Consider the following 16,356-nt stretch of genomic DNA (forward strand, 5'->3'; position numbering starts at 1 on the left):
CAATAATTTCGCGTAATCGCGTCTGACAAAGCAAAAGAAATCCAGAGGTTACCGCATTTCGCCTCCGATCCCCAGCCTTAATCGTCTCGGGATTTTACTGAACAGGTGAAATTAACCCTGCTCCTCAACAGGAAAGGCATAATGCACCGCCAGCCAAACGGTGGCTTCTTCCGGGCTGGTCCAGTTGACCCGATGACGACACGCTGCCGGAATATTGAGGAAGTCCCCGGCACGCAACACCCGTTCCTGCGGCTCATTCTCCAGTTGTAAACCTGCTGCGCCCTGCACCACCATCACCCATTCAGCCTGCGGCTGGCAGTACCAGAAGTCTGGCGGACTGGCTTGTCCGCTGGAAATAATGCGTTCAATGCGCAGATCAGGATGACGGAGCAGATCCTCAAATGTTTCCTGCTCTGCACTGAGTGCGGCGCGTGGAAAGTTAGTCAGAATATTGTTTAACATTATGGTGTCTCACCGTGATGAATTTAATCGAAAATTTACCCTTACCGGGATTGCTATCTTGAATAGCTACGCTCATCATTTTGCCCCATTAACAATGAGGGAGAAGCGTGCGTGTCTGAACTGAGTAATGCCTTGCTTACAGAAATTCTTGAGCAGGTTCGTCCATTGACTAAAAAGGGAAGCGTAGCCAGTTATATACCCGCTCTGGCAGAGGTCTCGCCCGATTATTTAGCCATTGCGGTTTGTACGCCTGATGGCGCGCTTTACCAGGCAGGCGACGCGGATACCCGTTTCTCTGTTCAGTCGATCTCAAAAGCACTTTCACTCACCGTAGCCCTAACCCGCTATGAAGAGCAGGAAATTTGGCTGCGCGTTGGCAAAGAGCCTTCCGGTCAGCCTTTTAACTCTCTGGTTCAGTTGGAACTGGAACATGGCAAGCCGCGTAACCCGTTCATTAATGCCGGTGCACTGGTGATTTGTGACCTGCTGGAAACGCGCCTGACCGCACCGCGCCAGCGCATGCTGGAAATGGTGCGACAGCTCAGCCAGCAGCCTGACATTAACTATGATCGCCACGTCGCACAGTCTGAATATGCGCACTCGGCTCGCAACGCCGCTATTGCCTGGCTGATGAAATCATTTGGTAATTTTGATAATGACGTCAGCAGCGTAATGCAAACGTATTTCCACTACTGCTCGCTTTCGATGAGGCTTAGTAGAAAAAGGAAGTTGCAGGAAGTTGGATTTAAGTACGGTTAAAGCAGATGCTTACCGCAAAGCGACTCACTACGAAGCAGGTAGTAACATCGTTTTGCGGTAATTTTTTGCCCCATACATGCCCCACGCTAGCAGCTAACCCTTGCGTGTCCCAAATATGTCCCAGCTAAAACGGCCTCGTATCATCGTGCATGAACAGCACTTCGCACGTCACCTTTCCCAGCACAATCACATCTTCCAGCGCCTCGCCTTCTATTGCTTCGCCATCCGGCGTGATAATTGCCTGCGTGTACATCTTCCCCATCATGGGATAGCCGAGGTGCTGATAGGCAATCATATCGCCCGGCTTAATCCGGGCTACTGAGTCGACCAGAACGAAGCCATCGGGTGTATCGACGCGGAACGTGTTGGTGGGATTTTGAATAAGCAAATCGTTGAGGTCGAGACGATGCTCAACATAATCCTGTGCTGGCGATACAAAGCCCATGTCTACCTCACATAGCCCATGTTACGGAGAGCCCACGTGCGATTATCCGGGTTGTCGGTGACAAGCTCCAGGAATCCCGGCTGATTGCGCGTTATCCAGCGGTTACACTCCTTAAGCGTCCATATGTAGTTGACCTTCTCCAGTTCAGCCTGGAATCCACCAGTGGTGAGAACCTGCCGACCCCTGCTGTCTTTGGCGATTGCCTGCTTAAAAGCAAATCCAATGTCGCTTCTGCGTGCCATATATCCTCCGCTGATAAATACTGTTTTTACATACAGTAGTATTTGTAAGTATATTTATGCAAGCGGCAGAAACAAACTAATCAGCAATGCCGGTGAAGGGGAAGGGAATTCAATGTTACCCTTTTGTGAATTATTGAATATTATTCAATTACCTACACTCTTTGAATTGACTTTAGGAGGAAATAAAGCATTGCTGACCGCATCGGCTCTTCAGAGCTTAAAGGCACAAAATCCCCCTATTTTCTTAAATGACATTCACATCTATGCCTTATGATGTTACTTTTGCTAACACTACTAAGATAATTCTTAACAGCCAATCATGTCTAACTTGCCTAAAATCGCGGCATCTGTTCTGCCTTCTTTGAAAGAATTGGCGTCTTTCTATTTTCGCCTATCGCGCGAAGATGGAAGCCATCCCGTTGAGCCAATAAAATTAAACTTGGACGGAAGCATTTATGGGTATATACACCCAAATGAATCCAAATGGTTGCTAATTAATGGGCATGTTTCATTTCTGCGCGAGGATGGCGTGATTAGCACCACTTTTGATGAAATTTCAATGTCAGATGGCAAGCTGTTAATGGTTGGCACATTCCTGCTCAATGGAAAAGGCAATATCCGTCACAAGCTTGAACAGATCGAATATGATTGGGATTCAAGGGATCGCCCAGCCGCGCTTACGCGCTTGCACCTTGCCCTACAGGCTAACAAGTACCATTGGGATATTGGCGATCATACCTATGGGGTTCCGAAAGTACTTGAGCCAGCAATGGCAAAGTTATCAATTGGTAAGTTCTGCTCTATAGCTGGTGAAGTAGTTATTATTCTTGGAAATCACCGCACGAATACAGCGACAACATATCCATTTAAAGCATTACGCAAGTATTGGCCTGGCATTAGAACTGAAAGAATAGAAGATCATATTACAAATGGTGATGTTGAGATCGGTAATGATGTTTGGATTGGATATCGAGCAGTAATCATGTCAGGCGTTAAAATAGGCAGCGGAGCTATTATTGCTGCTAATAGCGTTGTCAATAAAGATGTTCCTCCATATGCGATTGTCGGTGGCACTCCGGCTAAAATCATCCGTTATCGCCATGCTGATGAACAAATAAAGGCCCTTCTAAAAATAACGTGGTGGGATTGGAGTGATGAAGTTATTGATAGCAGGCTGCCAATTTTACTAAGCGACATAAACGTATTTATTTCCATTTTTGGGAATACAAATAAGCAAAAGGAAGACTTGAATGGATAATGCAATCCTTGAAGAACAGTATGACTGGGAAATTCTTGAAGAGGGTGATGTTATAAAATTAGAAGATAATGAACCTGTAGAAGTAATCTATAAAAATAGCGATCAGATTAAATCCTGTAGAGCCAGAGATGTTGATTGGAGTAGCGTTCAGAAATGGAGATTGGTATGTCTTTGAGCCCTCCATGGAAATTTTTGGAAGATCAGGACAAAGGTACAATATGTATCACTGCACCTGCTGCGGAAAATCATGAATTTATAATCCCGAAGTTATATTGTCGAGAGAGGTTTCCCGAGGCCGATGCAGAAATGCCTGCGATAGTAAAATATAACGATAAGAAAGTAACAAAGTTTGAAAATAAGATACTCATTCCGAGACGTATCGTTCTCAATCACGATTATACTATGCATAGCGCAAGCTTTCGCAGGAGAAGATTTAACTATCACGGCGGAATAAAACATAAAGGAGATGACTTTTTTGTTCCTCGCCGAGAAGACCATAAATTAGAATGCAGGGAAATAGCTGATCCACTTTACTATGTGGATACTGAACACCCCGATATTTTTGGTCATTTTCTTATCGAAGTTCTGCCTGACCTTTGGGCTTTTCATCTTATCGGTATCAAGAATCTCAAAGTAGCAACTTCTGTCAAAATGAACTCGGCATATCTTAAAATGTTGGCTTCGGTGGGAATAGGCTCTGATCAAGTAGTTCACATTGATGGACCGATTAAAGCTAAAACTGTGTATGTGCCGTCGGTGATGATTCAGAGGCGGAGATATGTAGATCCTACTGGTAGAGATATTTTTGAGAGAATCAAATCGCTTGCTAACCTATCGAAGCAGGTTGATGCGAGAAGAATCTATGTATCCCGGTCACGCGCCCCGGGGCGTGGTTTAGAGAATGAAAAAGCCATCGAAGCGATATTTGAAGGGTTTGGTTTTACGATAATCCATCCTCAGGAACTGCCAATGGAAGACCAGATTAAGTTATTCCGTGACGCGAAAATGATAGCAGGGACCGGTGGTTCGGCGATGCATAACGCTATTTATTCTGGAGACGATGCAAAGGTTCTTATTCTGGCAACTGTGAACTGGTTTGTTCTTGCGGATGCATTTATTTGTCGCGAGGAAGGACAGTTGGGTTACGTGTTTGGTCAAAGCATAGAAAACGACTTAGACCCGAACGGTCGCCATAAAAGCGAGTGGTCAATTGACCCTGAGCATGTAAAAAAAGCTATCAAAGCGCATTTCAGTCTTTAAAAAAGCGGGGGTTACCCCGCTTTACCTTCTAACGCAACGATACGCTCTAAAGCTTCAGATAACTTAATTTTCAGCTCAGCAACCTCACTATCAACTTCCTGCACTGCTCGACCAATCGGGGCAATTAGCTCGTTATAGGAAACCGTCTGCACATCAGCACCATCGCATTTCGTATGGTCTTGATGTATACCGGAGTCCACACCGATTTCGTCAAGCACCGCCTTGGTAGCCTGAGCGATAACACCGTGATGCCATCGTTTCCTTTTTTTGCTTCCGTCCTTTTCTGATGTAACTACTTCAAACTCCCCGCTATCACTTTCTTTAATTTCAACATAATCTTCGCGCATGTCCCATTTATAGTCCACGAAGCGCAACTTGCGAATTAAGTTAAGACCAAGCTGAGTATCTTGAATATCTGCTTTATCTCGCTCATCAGAACGCTGGGCCATTTGATAGTAATAAACGGTGGTATCAGCATTACCTAACTGAACCTGATTATTTGCGGTAAGCAAAGAATTATTACCAATGGCTGTAACATTATTGTTGTATGCGGTATTGGCTGCACCATCAAATGTAACAGCTCCAGCATAACGACCTAAGAAAGTGCCGAAGTTACACTCCGTTAAGCTTTCGGCAGCACGATACCCAATGATTGTTGCTCCACCGGCTTTAATCAATGATGCGCCTGCTGCGTATCCAACGAAAGTGTTATTACCGTTAGCCGCTCCCGCCGTCTGACCTATAACAGAACCAATCGTTACAGAACCATTTGCGGTCAACGAAACAGGAGAGGTGAAAGTAAGCGTTGTTGCCGAAGGAACGCTGGTTACAGTTACATAAACGATGTCTGTCGTGTAATCAGTAGCAATAATCCCGCTGGTGAAGGCGAGAATAATCGTATCACCAACCGATGCTCCGTGCGCCGATGGGGAGGTTACGGTGACATTATTTCCATTCTGAACATACGATCCACCAGTAAGGGATTGAGTTACCTTATAAAGGTTTCCGTTCATCGCGGTATCTGTTCCGATATTAATCCCGGCACCAGCACCAATGAAAACGTTCAGCGTCCCGGCTTTAACAGCCTGACCTGCCCTAGCTCCGATAAATACTGAATCAGAGGCATTGAAAGCAACCTTACCTGCATTATAACCAATACCAACGGCCCGGTATGTCACCATGTCTTTGATGTTTACCACTTCCCCGGAAAGTCCAACAGGAGCCTCGCCAGATATAGCTCCGGTACCCATGAGCGTGTTCTGATAACCAGTGGTAATTCCCGACCCTGTATTGCGGCCGATGAAAACGTTCTGATAGCCGGTAGTGGTATAAAGACCGGTATAAGCCCCTATTCCAATATTTCTGTTGCCGTTCGTTGTTGAAAGGGCAGATGATGCTGGCTGAACTCGGGCTAAGCTTCCTTTGCCGATGGCAATAGTTTGGTAGGGTATGAAAGGAGAAAATTCATGGGCTCCATCACCTAAAATGACACCGCCTTGGGCGTCAGGTGATGCAGATTTTGCCGCATTGGTTCCCATGACTATCAGAGACTGACTAGATTTTGATGATGGGCCAAAGTTTGCCAGTGCACCTTCGCCAATACAGAATATTTCACTCCACTGTCTTGCTGGTTTATACCAGGCAGCATACGTGGCACCACTTACGATAAAATACCCATTCGTGTATTTGTTTCCGGTAGGAATGGATGAGACTGAATAAGTCTCTCCATGGAGATCAACAATCTGGTTTGAAATCCATGTTTCGTAAAGGCTAAAGGCAGCAGTGTCATCAGTTGCGCCATCACCAATTGCACCCGCATCTTTCAATGTTACAAATTCAGCATTTTTATCGTGCTGCGTGCGCGTTGCAGATCCTTCAAAGGGTTGTTTAACAGTTAAAATAGCATCGCCAAGTAGGTCATCATCACTGATAAGGTTCCCCGCAATGTTGCATCACCTACAGATAGCCACGCGCCAAGGCTGATACCTCCTGATGATTCAGGCGTCGATCCGGCGTCAACAACTTTACCACCAACCGGGTAGTCGCCATCCCAGCGATAATATTCACCGTTACTCTTCCAGCGTAAAACCTGGTTTGGGAGAGTCAACGTTGCGCCATCTTCGAAACTGTCGAGGGTGATATACCCAAATGTCGAAATAACCTGCTCTGCATAGTGTCGCAAGCCTTCAATGGTGTAATGCTTTTTCCCGAAACGGTCTGTATAAGTCCAGCCCATTGAAGTGATGAATTCATCTAGCTTACCCGCATTAAAACGAAGGTCTTGCGGTTTCTCACTCGGAACCGGCACTTGTGAAGGTGTTGTAGCCATAATTTTTCCATAAAAAAAGCCAGCGGTTAGGCTGGCTTGTGGTGGATTATTGAGTCGTCAGACGTAAATCTGATCGCTGTATTCTTCAAGCGTAAGTGCTGTGGTGCCGTCTCCGTTTGGCTTTTTCTCGCTGATTACCCACTGAGTAGCATCAAGCTCTTCCTCGGTTGCGATCATGTATCTCGACGGCGACTGAACGCTGTAACCGTCATACAGATTGAGGGAGATGTTGGGGAGTGCAGCAGTGAAGCCGAATGAAGTATCGCCTCTCGATGTAGCAGCATATCGACCCGTTGTGTTGCCGCTGGCATCAGTGACCACAACAAACATTTCGCCGGAGAAAGTGATTCTTTCGCTGGTTTCGAAGTTATTACCTGAGCGTGAAACGATGTATCCCGCCTGCTGGTTAGTGTCATACGTGTCAGGAACCTGAACCATGTCCCCTACGTTCACCCATTCACCATCAGCCAGGGCGGTAATGCCCATCGTCATACGAGAGTAAATAAGCCTGCGGCATTCTTTCTGTGCGCGCTGGTCGGCCTGATACTCGTTGCGAATGTAGAGCATCTCGAACTTCTTCGCCTTGGTTGGCGCGCCCAACACGATTTGACCATCAGTAATCCGGTATCTGACGTAATCCTGTTTATTGGTGAGCGGGTTGCGATACTGAATCTCTACCCCGTCATAACCGCCCGGCAGCGTCATATCGTAGGTCAGGGAATACCCGTCTTCTTTGGTATTAGCCCGGTTAAACACTGTCACTGGCTGATCACGCTTAGCATCCAGGGTGAACGACAACACACCATCATCCCAGTAAACCGTCACGCCAGCTGCATCACAAATCGACTCCATTCGCTGACCGAGCGACACATCCTCATCATCAAAGGTGTAATCGAAATACCCCAGACGCTCGTCAATGGCATCAAGTCGGGACTGAATCTGATACAAGCCATAAATGTCGATAGAGCTTTCTGCCTGATTGCCGGTCAACAGCCAGTTGTGGACCGCTATGTCTGCAAACTTCCTCGATGCGCGCAGGGTGTAGTCGACCGTCTGTGTATCGAGCGAGTAGCTGATTACATGCCGTGTGATTAGCGCGTTGTATTTTCTCTCGCGAGAGCTGGTTGCGTTTTCTGTCTGCCTGGTGGTTACACGAACCAGAGTGTCATTAGGATAAGTGACATTGTTACGGATATTCACTGAGTGGATAGCTTCGACTTTCAGAGTGCTGGCATCACTACTGTTATCTGTTCGCTGGAAGCTGATCGCGTATCGCCCATAACCGCCAATAGGCGTCAGTTTGTCAGTCCGGTAAAACGTCTCTGACGTATAATCGTGAGGCGTAGTCTGCCGGTAAGTGAATGTCTCGGTCGTGCCTGCAATCTGGTCGTTATTGTCATCCACCTTCCAGATGGTGACCTGCCAGTTTGTTTCGCTGTTACCACCAAGCCCGGACTGCGTGTGAATCCACAGATAATCTGAATCCACGGGCGAGAAGTACGGACCCGCCACCAAAGCCTGATTGTCATTTAAAACAAACGTGGTGTTATTGATGGTGCCGCTGAACACATATGATGCGCCAGAGCCTTCTATGTTACTGATGACGAAGGTGTAATAACTTTCGGGAGCTTCAATTGATCCGTTGTCACTCTCGGATGCATCAATCAGGTTTCCAGAAAGAACAACATCCTGCGTTACCGGACCGCTGGTATCGTTATAGGTGACATTGATGGTGAAGGTAACCGCATGTGGCATTGCAAGGTCGACGAAGTAATCGAAGTCACTCTGCTTGAGTATCTTCATTGCAATCTGACCGCCTGCGTAAAGTCCACTTACAACAGTTTCAGCCGTTGCCGTCTCGATTGGAAAGTCTTCCGATTCGTTTTTGCCAGGCACTTCCTGACCATCGACATCATCGAACTGGTAGCCTTCAATAATCTCAGGGATGACTTCGCCGGGAGAAAAAACCTTGTACGACGCCCCTGCCATAGAGCCCAGATTTGATTCTGAATAGCGAACTGAGCTTATGGTGTATTCACCCAGGCCGAAATCCATGAATTCTGTCAAATACTTCAGGTTGTCTGTGTATTCAAACAGAGACTCCTGAATCAAATCAGGGAATGACCTCACCTGACCAAAGTTGTCTGGTTTAGCCTCACCATTACGCGCAAGATTGGTCTGCCCTTTGATGCTGTTGTTTGAAGAGGTCTTGCTCGTAACGCCGGTCGCGCTTTGCTGGGAGAAAAGCTTTGATGTCAGCTTACTGAACATCTTGATGTCAGATTTGTACGTGAACGCACCGAGAACCAGGGCGCTACCCTTAACAAAGCTGCCGCCTTTCGGCTGGTCAAAGATGGTGATTCGATCGTCTGATTTCAGGGTGAAGCCGATTTCATCATCATCCGAAAGCTCTTTGCCGTTGATGTGGATGCGCACATCTTCATGCAGCGTCTGAGTGCTTAACCAGTCAACGAAAGGAATGCTGTCAGGTGCTTTAACTCGCTCCTTCGGCAATCCCGGCACGCGCTGAATCTCTATCATCGGCATAAGTATAAAATTCCACTTTGGTATAAAGTTTCTGAATCATGCGAACTGGATCAGCGCGGACGTGCCCGCTTTCGCCCCGGCTGTGCAGTGCCATGCCATTCACAATCAGGCCGACATGAGCCTGCTGGCTGCCGTAATAGGCAATGAATATGCAGCCATCACTGAACGTTGGTGTCAGCCGCCAAAAAACCACCTCGTCTTTGAAGCATGTAATAAAATCCTCACCTGATTCATAGCCTGCTGAGTGATGGATTTCCTTGCCGAGAACGTAGCGATAGAACAGCACAACCAAACCCCAGCAGTCCGCCGCTTCAAAGGTGCATGCTCTGTTCTTCCAGGGTATGCCGGAAACTTTGCTGATAAATTCAGATTTAAGCATTCTGTAACCCCGGGAATTCTTCAGGCGTGTAAAGGATGCCGACATTGCTGTTTAGGGGGTTTTTCAGCGTGACCGTAACGTTAACATCTGTCGCATCCAGGCTGACATCGCTGACATAAAGCGTCCAGTTCTTGACCGGTGTATTCATATCGGCAGCATCAAAATACTGGCAAAGTGCCTGTATCGGCGTGATCCTGCCGTATGCCTTCCACAGCTTTAACTGCTGCTTAAAATCCTGCGCCATTCGTCCAAACTTGACCGTAGATGTGATAACTGGCGTGCTGCTCTGCTGGCTTTCAACAATCGTCATCCGGCAAGGGGTATAAACATTACCGCCCAACGTCTTGGGGAATATCTGGTCAGCTACAAGCCTGATAGTGCCGAATGTCTCATTGGAGAAGGTAATCGTCTCGTACAAAATTCGCGCCGGACGCTGGCTTTTATATTCGCGGAAGGTTGGCATTACGGCACCTTAGGCAACGTTTCAGTTACCACAATATCCAGCCAGCCAGCCCACGGTGGCGGCAGTTCAACAATCACATCGTCATAACCGTCGTCTGAGTTTTTCAGCTGACGACAAACGACATTGCCTGTCCATGTGTAGGTATTACCTGACTGGTTCCAGGTTGGATATTCAGTGAAATGCAGTTCTTGTGGCTCTACCCCGGTGTCGCCTGCACCGGTTGAAATCCCCATGATGAACCACTGATTGCAGTTATCAAGGTAGTTAGGGCTTCTCAGCCACTGCATGAAAGCGCGGTGCTCAGCCCGACTCCTGAATAGCCAGGTCAGTGAGAATGTCGTTTTCAGATCGTCTGTCAGGCGCTGGAAAATAGGCGCGCCAACTGTAGGCTGGTCACTCCTGAATCCCGTGTCGGTTGTGGCGTTCTTGTTCGCCTTCTGAGCCAGAGGTAACCAGTCAGGATAATTAATTGCCATGATTATTCTCGCGCCTTACGTGGTGCCTGGTGATTATTTGTGATTGCCTGGCTGATAGGGCCACCCTGATTGATGTCAGCAACAATCACGTCAACCGTAATGCCGCTACCATCGTTGCTGGCCTGCGCATCGACAGTTGATGATGTGTAGTTCTGGATGTTGATAACGACACCTCCGGCAGAAGAGCCAGATGTCAGGTCTTTATTGCTGATAACAGACCCGTTATCGCCCGGTATCATGTACTGCCGACCATTGCTGGCCTGGTAGATTTCAGGCATGCCGCCTTCACCAACCTGATAGGTTGATCCGGCAGAGACTGAGCCACCGTTCTTACGCTTACCAGCAATAGAGCCAGACAGGGCCATTACGCCAAGTAATGCCGCAAGACCTACCGCTGCGGCCCCACCAAATGAACCGACTGATGCAACGAGTGCGGCCGGAGTCCATGCAGCAAGTGTTGTTCCTGCCGCTGTCGTGCTGGCAGCTGTAGTAGTTGCTGTACCAGCAACTGAGGCTGCGGTAGTGGTGGCAATTGCGGTAGTTTGAGCAGCAGCGCCTGTAACGGCTGACTTCACCCATTCAACGCCCATCTGAACGAAAGCGTTAACTAAGCTGTTTAGCACCGTGGAGGAAATTGATTGTAGAGCCTCACTTGCACTCATACTGCCGGTTATTATTCCTGTTAGGGCATTTGAAGCATTATTTCCAAAGGCAGTAAAGGCAGCCGCTGCAGCTTCTGTAGCCGCATTTTGTTGTGACCACTCCTGCCACATAGCATTAACTCGGTTTGTTCGATACTGCTCCTCAATAGCTGATCTCACCGCTTCTGCCTGAGCTATTTTTGTCGGGTATTGAGCTACATAGGCATCTAAATCAGCCATCTGCTTTTGATAGGTGTTATCAAGCTGAGATAACGGAGAGGCCGCGCTTTCTACCGCTTGGTAATTTCTCTGCGCCTGTTGCTTTTGTTTTTCGGCTTCTGTTTGCGCCTTGATGGCTGCGGCATTGTCATATGCCTTAGCGGCATACTCGCCCGCGAGTTGGATTTGCTCTTGCGTTGCAGACTTTCCTAGAGATTGCTGAGCCTGGAGAATTGCTTGCTCTCGGGAAAGTTGACCAGTGGAAGATGCCGATAGCTCTGACTTTTCCCGCAGGCTTTCAATTTTCTGAGCAACCACATCAAAAGCGGCAGCTGATCTTTTGACTGTTGCTCTGCTATTTTCTGTTGCTTGTCGGCTTCTTCTGCAGCAGCAACTTGGCGACTCAAGGCGATGGCTTGGGCTTTTTGATCTTCTGTCAGGTCTTGCTGGCTAATGCTGTATTCAATTGCAGCCTGCTTCCCTTGCTTGTAAGCGATTAGCTGCTGATTAAGCTGCTTACTTATTCCTTCAAAATTTGATTGCTGAGCAGCCGTCTGGAGGCTGTTAAGGGATGCCTCCATGTCTTTGATGCGCTGTTGTGCCTCAGCTACAGATGCTCCAGCTTTTGTTATTTCGTCGCGGAAGTTAGCCAGAGCAACTCGACCGGAATCTGTTGAACTGGTCATACCTGCCAATGCCTGAGATATACTGGTCACATTCTCTGGCGTGGGGTTTTTAGATAGGTCATTTAGCTGCTTAACCAGCATAAATGCCGACTGCTCGGAAATATCAAACTTGCTAGCCATCATGTCGACAGTTGATAGCAATGTTTGAGTGCTTGAGCGAAACGATAAGCCGCGTGATTCAGCCTGGCTAATTGCCTCACTAAAATTATTTGTAGATATGCCAAGTGCTTCTAAAGCATTGCCCGCAGCATTTACGCTTGCTACACCACCGCTTAAGCTTCTCCACCAGGATGTTTGCTCAGATGCTATATTGCTTATCTCTTTTCTGGCATTTTCAATTTCTGCGGCGTATTTCGCCACTGCTGCATCACGAAGTTGAGTAGCTAAAGCAGCGTTAGACGCTGCCAGCCTGGCATAGTCGTTAGATAAAGCAGCAACACCCTGGCTGTTTATTACAACTATTTTATTCAGATCTTCCGCGGCGGAGCGCAGATTATCCATCTGACTTCCCGCACCATTGAGGGAAGTCATTAAAATCCCTGCCAGCACAGTGCTTAAAGATATAACAGCACCTAAAACCGCTCCGCCGGGACCAAATGCGCCAGCCAATTGAGACCCTTGCTGGCTAAATGCAACCAGTGCAGACTGTCCACCCTGAACCTGAACGATGAAATCCTGGATTTGATAACCAGCCTGCTGAAAGCTGCTTCGGAATTTCCCCGATGCATTGGAAGCTTCATTGACAGAGCGGGCAGTGCTGGTTAATTGAGTGTCGAGTGATGAGAAGGACTTACTGGCACTGTCTGCCGCCTTCCCCATGCTGCTTAATGCCTGAGAAGCTTTTTGGTTCGCAGTCAGCATCTGCGCCGTGTCTATCTCGACATCATAAACAATGCTTCCAACGTTCTCCTGACCTGCCATTAATGTTCTCCAGGCATAAAAAAACCCCGCCGGGGCGAGGTTTATTGAATTTTAGGGTTTTAGTCTGCCCATCCTGATTTTGTTTCAGTGTTGGACTCTGACAATGTGTATTTTTCTACAATGTCATTTTTGAAAAGTATAACCAACTGCTTAACGTGGGCTTTTGAACCGTTATGGAACAATCCATAGAATGGAATAAATGTTGTTCCATTGAGTTTTACGTTAGCGAGAGAGTATGTCCAAACTTCATTGCCACCATCAGTAAACGTAACACCCATCGGATCACCAAAGTTAGATTGAACCTGAGATTTATTGGTCACGCCTTTCTGTATTTTTGATTGAATAGTTATTTGGTTTTCATTTTCAAGTGTTCTGTTTCCTGAAGAAGCGCAGCCAGTCAATAAAACAGCCACAATCGAAGCAGTAATAATTTTCTTCACATCCATATCCCCACAAGTAAAAGTAGGAATTATCCTAAAGGCAATCTTATGCAAAGGGAAGCAAGTTAAGACCAGGCCAAGCTAGCTAGCCTTTGCCAGCCTCTTCGCCTTTTTAGCCAGGTAGTCATCAGCCACCGCGTCATACTCTTCTTTCGTGAAGCCTTTCTGGTCAGGATATTTCGCCGCAAGCAGCATTTGAAATTCAGTCATACTTAACTGTGCTGCCTCATCACGACTGACGCCAAAGTGGTTTCTGGCGGCGTTAATGTAATCGAAGGCATTAAACTCTGTCGTCACCTTGCCGCTTTCATGGCGCTGTAACTGGCGAACCTTTGCTTTACCGATGATGCCATGTGTTATGAGTGACCGAGCGATTAACAGCAGCTCAAAGTCACCCATCAGGCCCATGCGTCGCTTAAATGGCCTGCCTTTGGTTCTGGCCGGACGGAAATCACCGATAAGATTGGACAAATCATCTTCACAGCATGCCTGCATCACAGTCATGGCAGCCATAACCGCCCTCTTGCCGTAATTGCAGTTGCGAATGTGCTCGATTAACCAGGCTGGAACGTGTCCATATGCGCCATTGGCTCGCTCTATTAGTGGTGTAAGCTCATCGTGGTGCAGATCGGCAAAGGTCTGAACAATCTCCTGCGGCTCCCCGATTCGGCTCATTGCTGAAAAGGACGGGCGGAAGAAGTATTCATCTTCACCAGCCGTGATAAGGCACTCACCAATCTCTTTATACGGCGTCATATGATCTCCATAAACATTATCAATGGGCTGACTTCTTCAGCCCATTTGGAATGGTTACGAAGCAGTAACCGTTACAGTTGTGGTACCTGTGAAATTGCCGTCGTTCGACTTGAAGGTGATCGTCGCTGTGCCGGCGCCCACACCAGTAACCAGGCCGGTGCTGCTGACGGTTGCTTTCGTTGCATCTGAGGTTGTCCATGTGCCGGACCCGTCAGTTGCATCAGCTGGCAACACTGTGCCGGTGAGCTGGCGAGTTGCACCAACTACGACCGAGGTAGTCGCTGGAGTCACGGTAACGCCTGTGGCAGGAACGCTGTCATCTGTATCGACCACCTGGATGGTATCGGCTGCCGCCACCTTAAACTCGGTGGAGAAAGTGATGATGTCGTTAGTGCCGCCATCAGAGCTCAATGCGTTGATCAGCATGTAGCCGATGAAAGTGACCGGGCCGAACTCCATGCGAACCCAGAGAGTAGGCTGGCGTGCTGCCTGAATCTCAGTGTTGAAATACTTAATCAGGCGACCAACACCATATTGGTCGAGCTTATCGTTACGGCGCACCTCACCTTCAAATGAGATAGTGAAGTCAGCATTGGTAACGATGTTCTCTACGTAGCCTTTTGTGTCATCGGCATCTGACGTCACGCTATTGGGCGAGAAGTCGAAGCCTTTACTGGTGCCTGCAGCCAGAGCCTTCCACTCTGACTCCTGCGGTACTGCATCGGCGCAACCATTAGCTACTTCGAGCACAATGGCGCGGCCAAACAACTTTGTGTTGTCCGTTGGGCAATTTGCTGCCATGGGTAATTCCTCTTTTGATTAACTTTCGCCGTAAGAACAGGCAAATTGCAGGCGCCAGACCATACGCCCCTCTGCCGTGGGGATTGGTGATGGTATGCCACCCATATTGGTGATTTGGCCGACGCAGGGGTCGCTGATAGGGTTTTGCTGCACGTAGTCGATGATGGTCTGCACGTCAGACTCTGACTTTGCGTAGTCGCCTGCGGACTTGCCGGTGATCAGGTCAACAAGCACGTAATGGTCAGAGCCGATATCTCTGTCGACCGGAGAGCCGCCGTTAGGCCTGAACACGATGAACCGCTGCTTCAGGTCACCTGTATCAGTCCAAATTAGGGACTGAACCGTGTATCCGGAAGTCAGCCCGGCACCGATAAGAAGATTTTTAACGCGCTGATGCATCGGAGGATTCACAAGCTCATCTCCTTTTTAATGGTTCGGTCGATGAGGTCGCGAGTATCCTCGAAACCTTTGGTCAAAAACTCCTTCTGGGCTGTCGCCCGGCGGAATGTCTGCGGCACATTCGGATCGTGAACATAAACCGCATAATTAGCCGAGTAGCCAACCCGTCCGGTTAACCTCGCACCTTTGATGTCGAGCTCTCGATACTGGCTGTTGATGAGCGTGGATGTATCGATAGGTGTGTACAGCGCAGCCTGTGATGAGCCAATGATTAATGCGCTCTGAATAGCCCTGACAGCCTTCCTGCCCTGAATGTCGCCAATCAGTGCATTGAGGTTCTGCTGAGCCTGACGGATGCCGCGGACTTTTACTCCCATATTAGCTCCCGGTCAGAATTGCATAATCATCAGTCAAACGCTCAAAGGTGTCTGCATAGCGAATTGCCTGCATCACCTCATCAGCGCCCGCTGCTATCGGGTCAGGATTGCTCGAAGCACCAATCAAGATGTAATCACCAGTATCTGCCAGTGCGTACTCCGTCCATATGGTGTTCTTTACCACCTTCTCGCCGCCTATCGCCCCTAACCGCTTGCTCAGCCCACCCTGATAGTCGCAGGAAATCACCAGTGGTTCAGACCAGCCAAGAGAGTCGCCGTACTCATCCAGCCCCAAAGGCTTCCAGATGGTCGCCTGAGCCGTGTATGACCAACTGGCTAAAGATGACATGTCATTTCCTCCAGCTGATTACAGTGGGCTTCTCAGCAGCAATGCGCGGGCAGTTAATCACCCACTCACCGCTGCTGTTCACATAGCCGGTTGTCTGCCGCCCGTTTGAAGTCTTCACCCATACACGCTCGAATGGCCTGGGCAGCT

The 16,356-nt window shown here is 48.2% G+C and carries 20 protein-coding genes and 1 pseudogene; 5 read left to right on the top strand and 16 right to left on the bottom strand.

All coding sequences use genetic code 11. The features are described from left to right. Positions 1 to 111: 111 nt before the first annotated feature. Complete coding sequence (locus O3W44_RS01340; protein WP_269291688.1) at positions 112 to 462, bottom strand: cupin domain-containing protein; 351 nt, start codon at positions 460 to 462, stop codon at positions 112 to 114. A 111-nt stretch (positions 463 to 573) separates the two neighbouring features. On the opposite strand from O3W44_RS01340, the pseudogene O3W44_RS01345 reads away from it, so the two are divergent. Next, a pseudogene (locus O3W44_RS01345) lies at positions 574 to 1,170 on the top strand (glutaminase); the annotation flags it as partial. Between the two features lie 175 nt (positions 1,171 to 1,345). Here O3W44_RS01345 and O3W44_RS01350 read toward each other — a convergent pair. Next, positions 1,346 to 1,666 (bottom strand): phage repressor protein, encoded by a 321-nt coding sequence (locus O3W44_RS01350; RefSeq protein ID WP_269291689.1) that lies wholly within the window; start codon positions 1,664 to 1,666, stop codon positions 1,346 to 1,348. Between the two features lie 162 nt (positions 1,667 to 1,828). Between O3W44_RS01350 and O3W44_RS01355 the strand changes: the two genes are divergently transcribed. Genes O3W44_RS01355 through O3W44_RS01370 form a run of 4 tightly spaced genes read left to right on the top strand, consistent with a single transcriptional unit; the run spans position 1,829 to position 4,426 of the window. Continuing rightward, the gene (locus tag O3W44_RS01355) at positions 1,829 to 2,182 is read left to right on the top strand and encodes a hypothetical protein (protein WP_269291690.1); all 354 of its coding nucleotides are present in this window, start codon (positions 1,829 to 1,831) and stop codon (positions 2,180 to 2,182) included. Between the two features lie 45 nt (positions 2,183 to 2,227). Then, on the top strand, positions 2,228 to 3,166 hold the full coding sequence (locus O3W44_RS01360; RefSeq protein WP_269291691.1) for a CatB-related O-acetyltransferase: 939 nt from the start codon (positions 2,228 to 2,230) through the stop codon (positions 3,164 to 3,166). Then, positions 3,159 to 3,341, top strand: a complete 183-nt coding sequence (locus tag O3W44_RS01365; protein ID WP_269291692.1) for a hypothetical protein — start codon at positions 3,159 to 3,161, stop codon at positions 3,339 to 3,341. Before O3W44_RS01360 ends, O3W44_RS01365 begins: the two co-directional genes overlap by 8 nt. Further along, complete coding sequence (locus O3W44_RS01370) at positions 3,332 to 4,426, top strand: glycosyltransferase family 61 protein (protein WP_269291693.1); 1,095 nt, start codon at positions 3,332 to 3,334, stop codon at positions 4,424 to 4,426. Before O3W44_RS01365 ends, O3W44_RS01370 begins: the two co-directional genes overlap by 10 nt. An 11-nt stretch (positions 4,427 to 4,437) precedes the next feature. Here the strand turns inward: O3W44_RS01370 and O3W44_RS01375 are convergent, their stop codons facing one another. From O3W44_RS01375 to O3W44_RS01440, 14 genes are all read right to left on the bottom strand, one after another. Next, positions 4,438 to 6,252 (bottom strand): tail fiber domain-containing protein, encoded by a 1,815-nt coding sequence (locus O3W44_RS01375; RefSeq protein ID WP_269291694.1) that lies wholly within the window; start codon positions 6,250 to 6,252, stop codon positions 4,438 to 4,440. Positions 6,253 to 6,320: 68 nt separating this feature from the next. Next, the gene (locus tag O3W44_RS01380; RefSeq protein ID WP_331283426.1) at positions 6,321 to 6,755 is read right to left on the bottom strand and encodes a hypothetical protein; all 435 of its coding nucleotides are present in this window, start codon (positions 6,753 to 6,755) and stop codon (positions 6,321 to 6,323) included. A 57-nt stretch (positions 6,756 to 6,812) separates the two neighbouring features. Further along, the gene (locus O3W44_RS01385) at positions 6,813 to 9,302 is read right to left on the bottom strand and encodes a host specificity factor TipJ family phage tail protein (protein ID WP_269291695.1); all 2,490 of its coding nucleotides are present in this window, start codon (positions 9,300 to 9,302) and stop codon (positions 6,813 to 6,815) included. Further along, positions 9,250 to 9,681: an NlpC/P60 family protein gene (locus tag O3W44_RS01390; protein ID WP_269291696.1), complete on the bottom strand. Its 432-nt coding sequence runs from the start codon at positions 9,679 to 9,681 to the stop codon at positions 9,250 to 9,252. The genes O3W44_RS01385 and O3W44_RS01390 overlap by 53 nt, the downstream gene beginning before the upstream one ends. After that, a complete protein-coding gene (locus O3W44_RS01395; RefSeq protein WP_269291697.1) occupies positions 9,674 to 10,144 on the bottom strand; it encodes a hypothetical protein in 471 nt (156 codons plus the stop codon). Before O3W44_RS01395 ends, O3W44_RS01390 begins: the two co-directional genes overlap by 8 nt. Beyond that, the gene (locus tag O3W44_RS01400) at positions 10,144 to 10,623 is read right to left on the bottom strand and encodes a hypothetical protein (protein WP_269291735.1); all 480 of its coding nucleotides are present in this window, start codon (positions 10,621 to 10,623) and stop codon (positions 10,144 to 10,146) included. Before O3W44_RS01400 ends, O3W44_RS01395 begins: the two co-directional genes overlap by 1 nt. Beyond that, positions 10,623 to 11,798, bottom strand: coding sequence for a hypothetical protein (locus O3W44_RS01405; protein WP_269291698.1), 1,176 nt, complete (start codon positions 11,796 to 11,798; stop codon positions 10,623 to 10,625). The genes O3W44_RS01400 and O3W44_RS01405 overlap by 1 nt, the downstream gene beginning before the upstream one ends. Beyond that, positions 11,690 to 13,087: a hypothetical protein gene (locus O3W44_RS01410; RefSeq protein WP_269291699.1), complete on the bottom strand. Its 1,398-nt coding sequence runs from the start codon at positions 13,085 to 13,087 to the stop codon at positions 11,690 to 11,692. Before O3W44_RS01410 ends, O3W44_RS01405 begins: the two co-directional genes overlap by 109 nt. A 59-nt stretch (positions 13,088 to 13,146) precedes the next feature. Further along, positions 13,147 to 13,527, bottom strand: coding sequence for a hypothetical protein (locus tag O3W44_RS01415; RefSeq protein WP_442954585.1), 381 nt, complete (start codon positions 13,525 to 13,527; stop codon positions 13,147 to 13,149). An 81-nt stretch (positions 13,528 to 13,608) separates the two neighbouring features. Further along, positions 13,609 to 14,283 carry a DUF6246 family protein gene (locus tag O3W44_RS01420; protein ID WP_269291701.1) on the bottom strand — a complete coding sequence of 225 codons (675 nt, stop codon included), beginning with the start codon at positions 14,281 to 14,283 and terminating at the stop codon, positions 13,609 to 13,611. Positions 14,284 to 14,337: 54 nt separating this feature from the next. Continuing rightward, positions 14,338 to 15,084: an Ig-like domain-containing protein gene (locus tag O3W44_RS01425; RefSeq protein ID WP_269291702.1), complete on the bottom strand. Its 747-nt coding sequence runs from the start codon at positions 15,082 to 15,084 to the stop codon at positions 14,338 to 14,340. Between the two features lie 18 nt (positions 15,085 to 15,102). Continuing rightward, entirely contained in the window at positions 15,103 to 15,495 is a 393-nt protein-coding gene (locus O3W44_RS01430; protein WP_269291703.1) for a phage tail termination protein, read from the bottom strand. Beyond that, complete coding sequence (locus tag O3W44_RS01435) at positions 15,492 to 15,860, bottom strand: HK97 gp10 family phage protein (protein ID WP_201499355.1); 369 nt, start codon at positions 15,858 to 15,860, stop codon at positions 15,492 to 15,494. The genes O3W44_RS01430 and O3W44_RS01435 overlap by 4 nt, the downstream gene beginning before the upstream one ends. Position 15,861: 1 nt before the next feature. Beyond that, the gene (locus tag O3W44_RS01440) at positions 15,862 to 16,209 is read right to left on the bottom strand and encodes a hypothetical protein (RefSeq protein WP_269291704.1); all 348 of its coding nucleotides are present in this window, start codon (positions 16,207 to 16,209) and stop codon (positions 15,862 to 15,864) included. Between the last annotated feature and the right edge of the window lie 147 nt (positions 16,210 to 16,356).

It is taken from the genome of Pantoea sp. LMR881, from assembly GCF_027157825.1.
Classification (GTDB): domain Bacteria; phylum Pseudomonadota; class Gammaproteobacteria; order Enterobacterales; family Enterobacteriaceae; genus Pantoea; species Pantoea haifensis.

What these genes read in the sequence shown, in the direction of transcription:
- O3W44_RS01365 (WP_269291692.1), top strand. Translation starts at nt 3,159, where the DNA reads ATGGATAATGCAATCCTTGAAGAACAGTATGACTGGGAAATTCTTGAA.
- O3W44_RS01420 (WP_269291701.1), bottom strand. Translation starts at nt 14,283, where the DNA reads ATGACGCCGTATAAAGAGATTGGTGAGTGCCTTATCACGGCTGGTGAA.
- O3W44_RS01395 (WP_269291697.1), bottom strand. Translation starts at nt 10,144, where the DNA reads ATGCCAACCTTCCGCGAATATAAAAGCCAGCGTCCGGCGCGAATTTTG.
- O3W44_RS01370 (WP_269291693.1), top strand. Translation starts at nt 3,332, where the DNA reads ATGTCTTTGAGCCCTCCATGGAAATTTTTGGAAGATCAGGACAAAGGT.
- O3W44_RS01435 (WP_201499355.1), bottom strand. Translation starts at nt 15,860, where the DNA reads ATGGGAGTAAAAGTCCGCGGCATCCGTCAGGCTCAGCAGAACCTCAAT.
- O3W44_RS01385 (WP_269291695.1), bottom strand. Translation starts at nt 9,302, where the DNA reads ATGCCGATGATAGAGATTCAGCGCGTGCCGGGATTGCCGAAGGAGCGA.
- O3W44_RS01425 (WP_269291702.1), bottom strand. Translation starts at nt 15,084, where the DNA reads ATGGCAGCAAATTGCCCAACGGACAACACAAAGTTGTTTGGCCGCGCC.
- O3W44_RS01350 (WP_269291689.1), bottom strand. Translation starts at nt 1,666, where the DNA reads ATGGGCTTTGTATCGCCAGCACAGGATTATGTTGAGCATCGTCTCGAC.
- O3W44_RS01380 (WP_331283426.1), bottom strand. Translation starts at nt 6,755, where the DNA reads ATGGCTACAACACCTTCACAAGTGCCGGTTCCGAGTGAGAAACCGCAA.
- O3W44_RS01360 (WP_269291691.1), top strand. Translation starts at nt 2,228, where the DNA reads ATGTCTAACTTGCCTAAAATCGCGGCATCTGTTCTGCCTTCTTTGAAA.
- O3W44_RS01340 (WP_269291688.1), bottom strand. Translation starts at nt 462, where the DNA reads ATGTTAAACAATATTCTGACTAACTTTCCACGCGCCGCACTCAGTGCA.
- O3W44_RS01390 (WP_269291696.1), bottom strand. Translation starts at nt 9,681, where the DNA reads ATGCTTAAATCTGAATTTATCAGCAAAGTTTCCGGCATACCCTGGAAG.
- O3W44_RS01410 (WP_269291699.1), bottom strand. Translation starts at nt 13,087, where the DNA reads ATGGCAGGTCAGGAGAACGTTGGAAGCATTGTTTATGATGTCGAGATA.
- O3W44_RS01440 (WP_269291704.1), bottom strand. Translation starts at nt 16,209, where the DNA reads ATGTCATCTTTAGCCAGTTGGTCATACACGGCTCAGGCGACCATCTGG.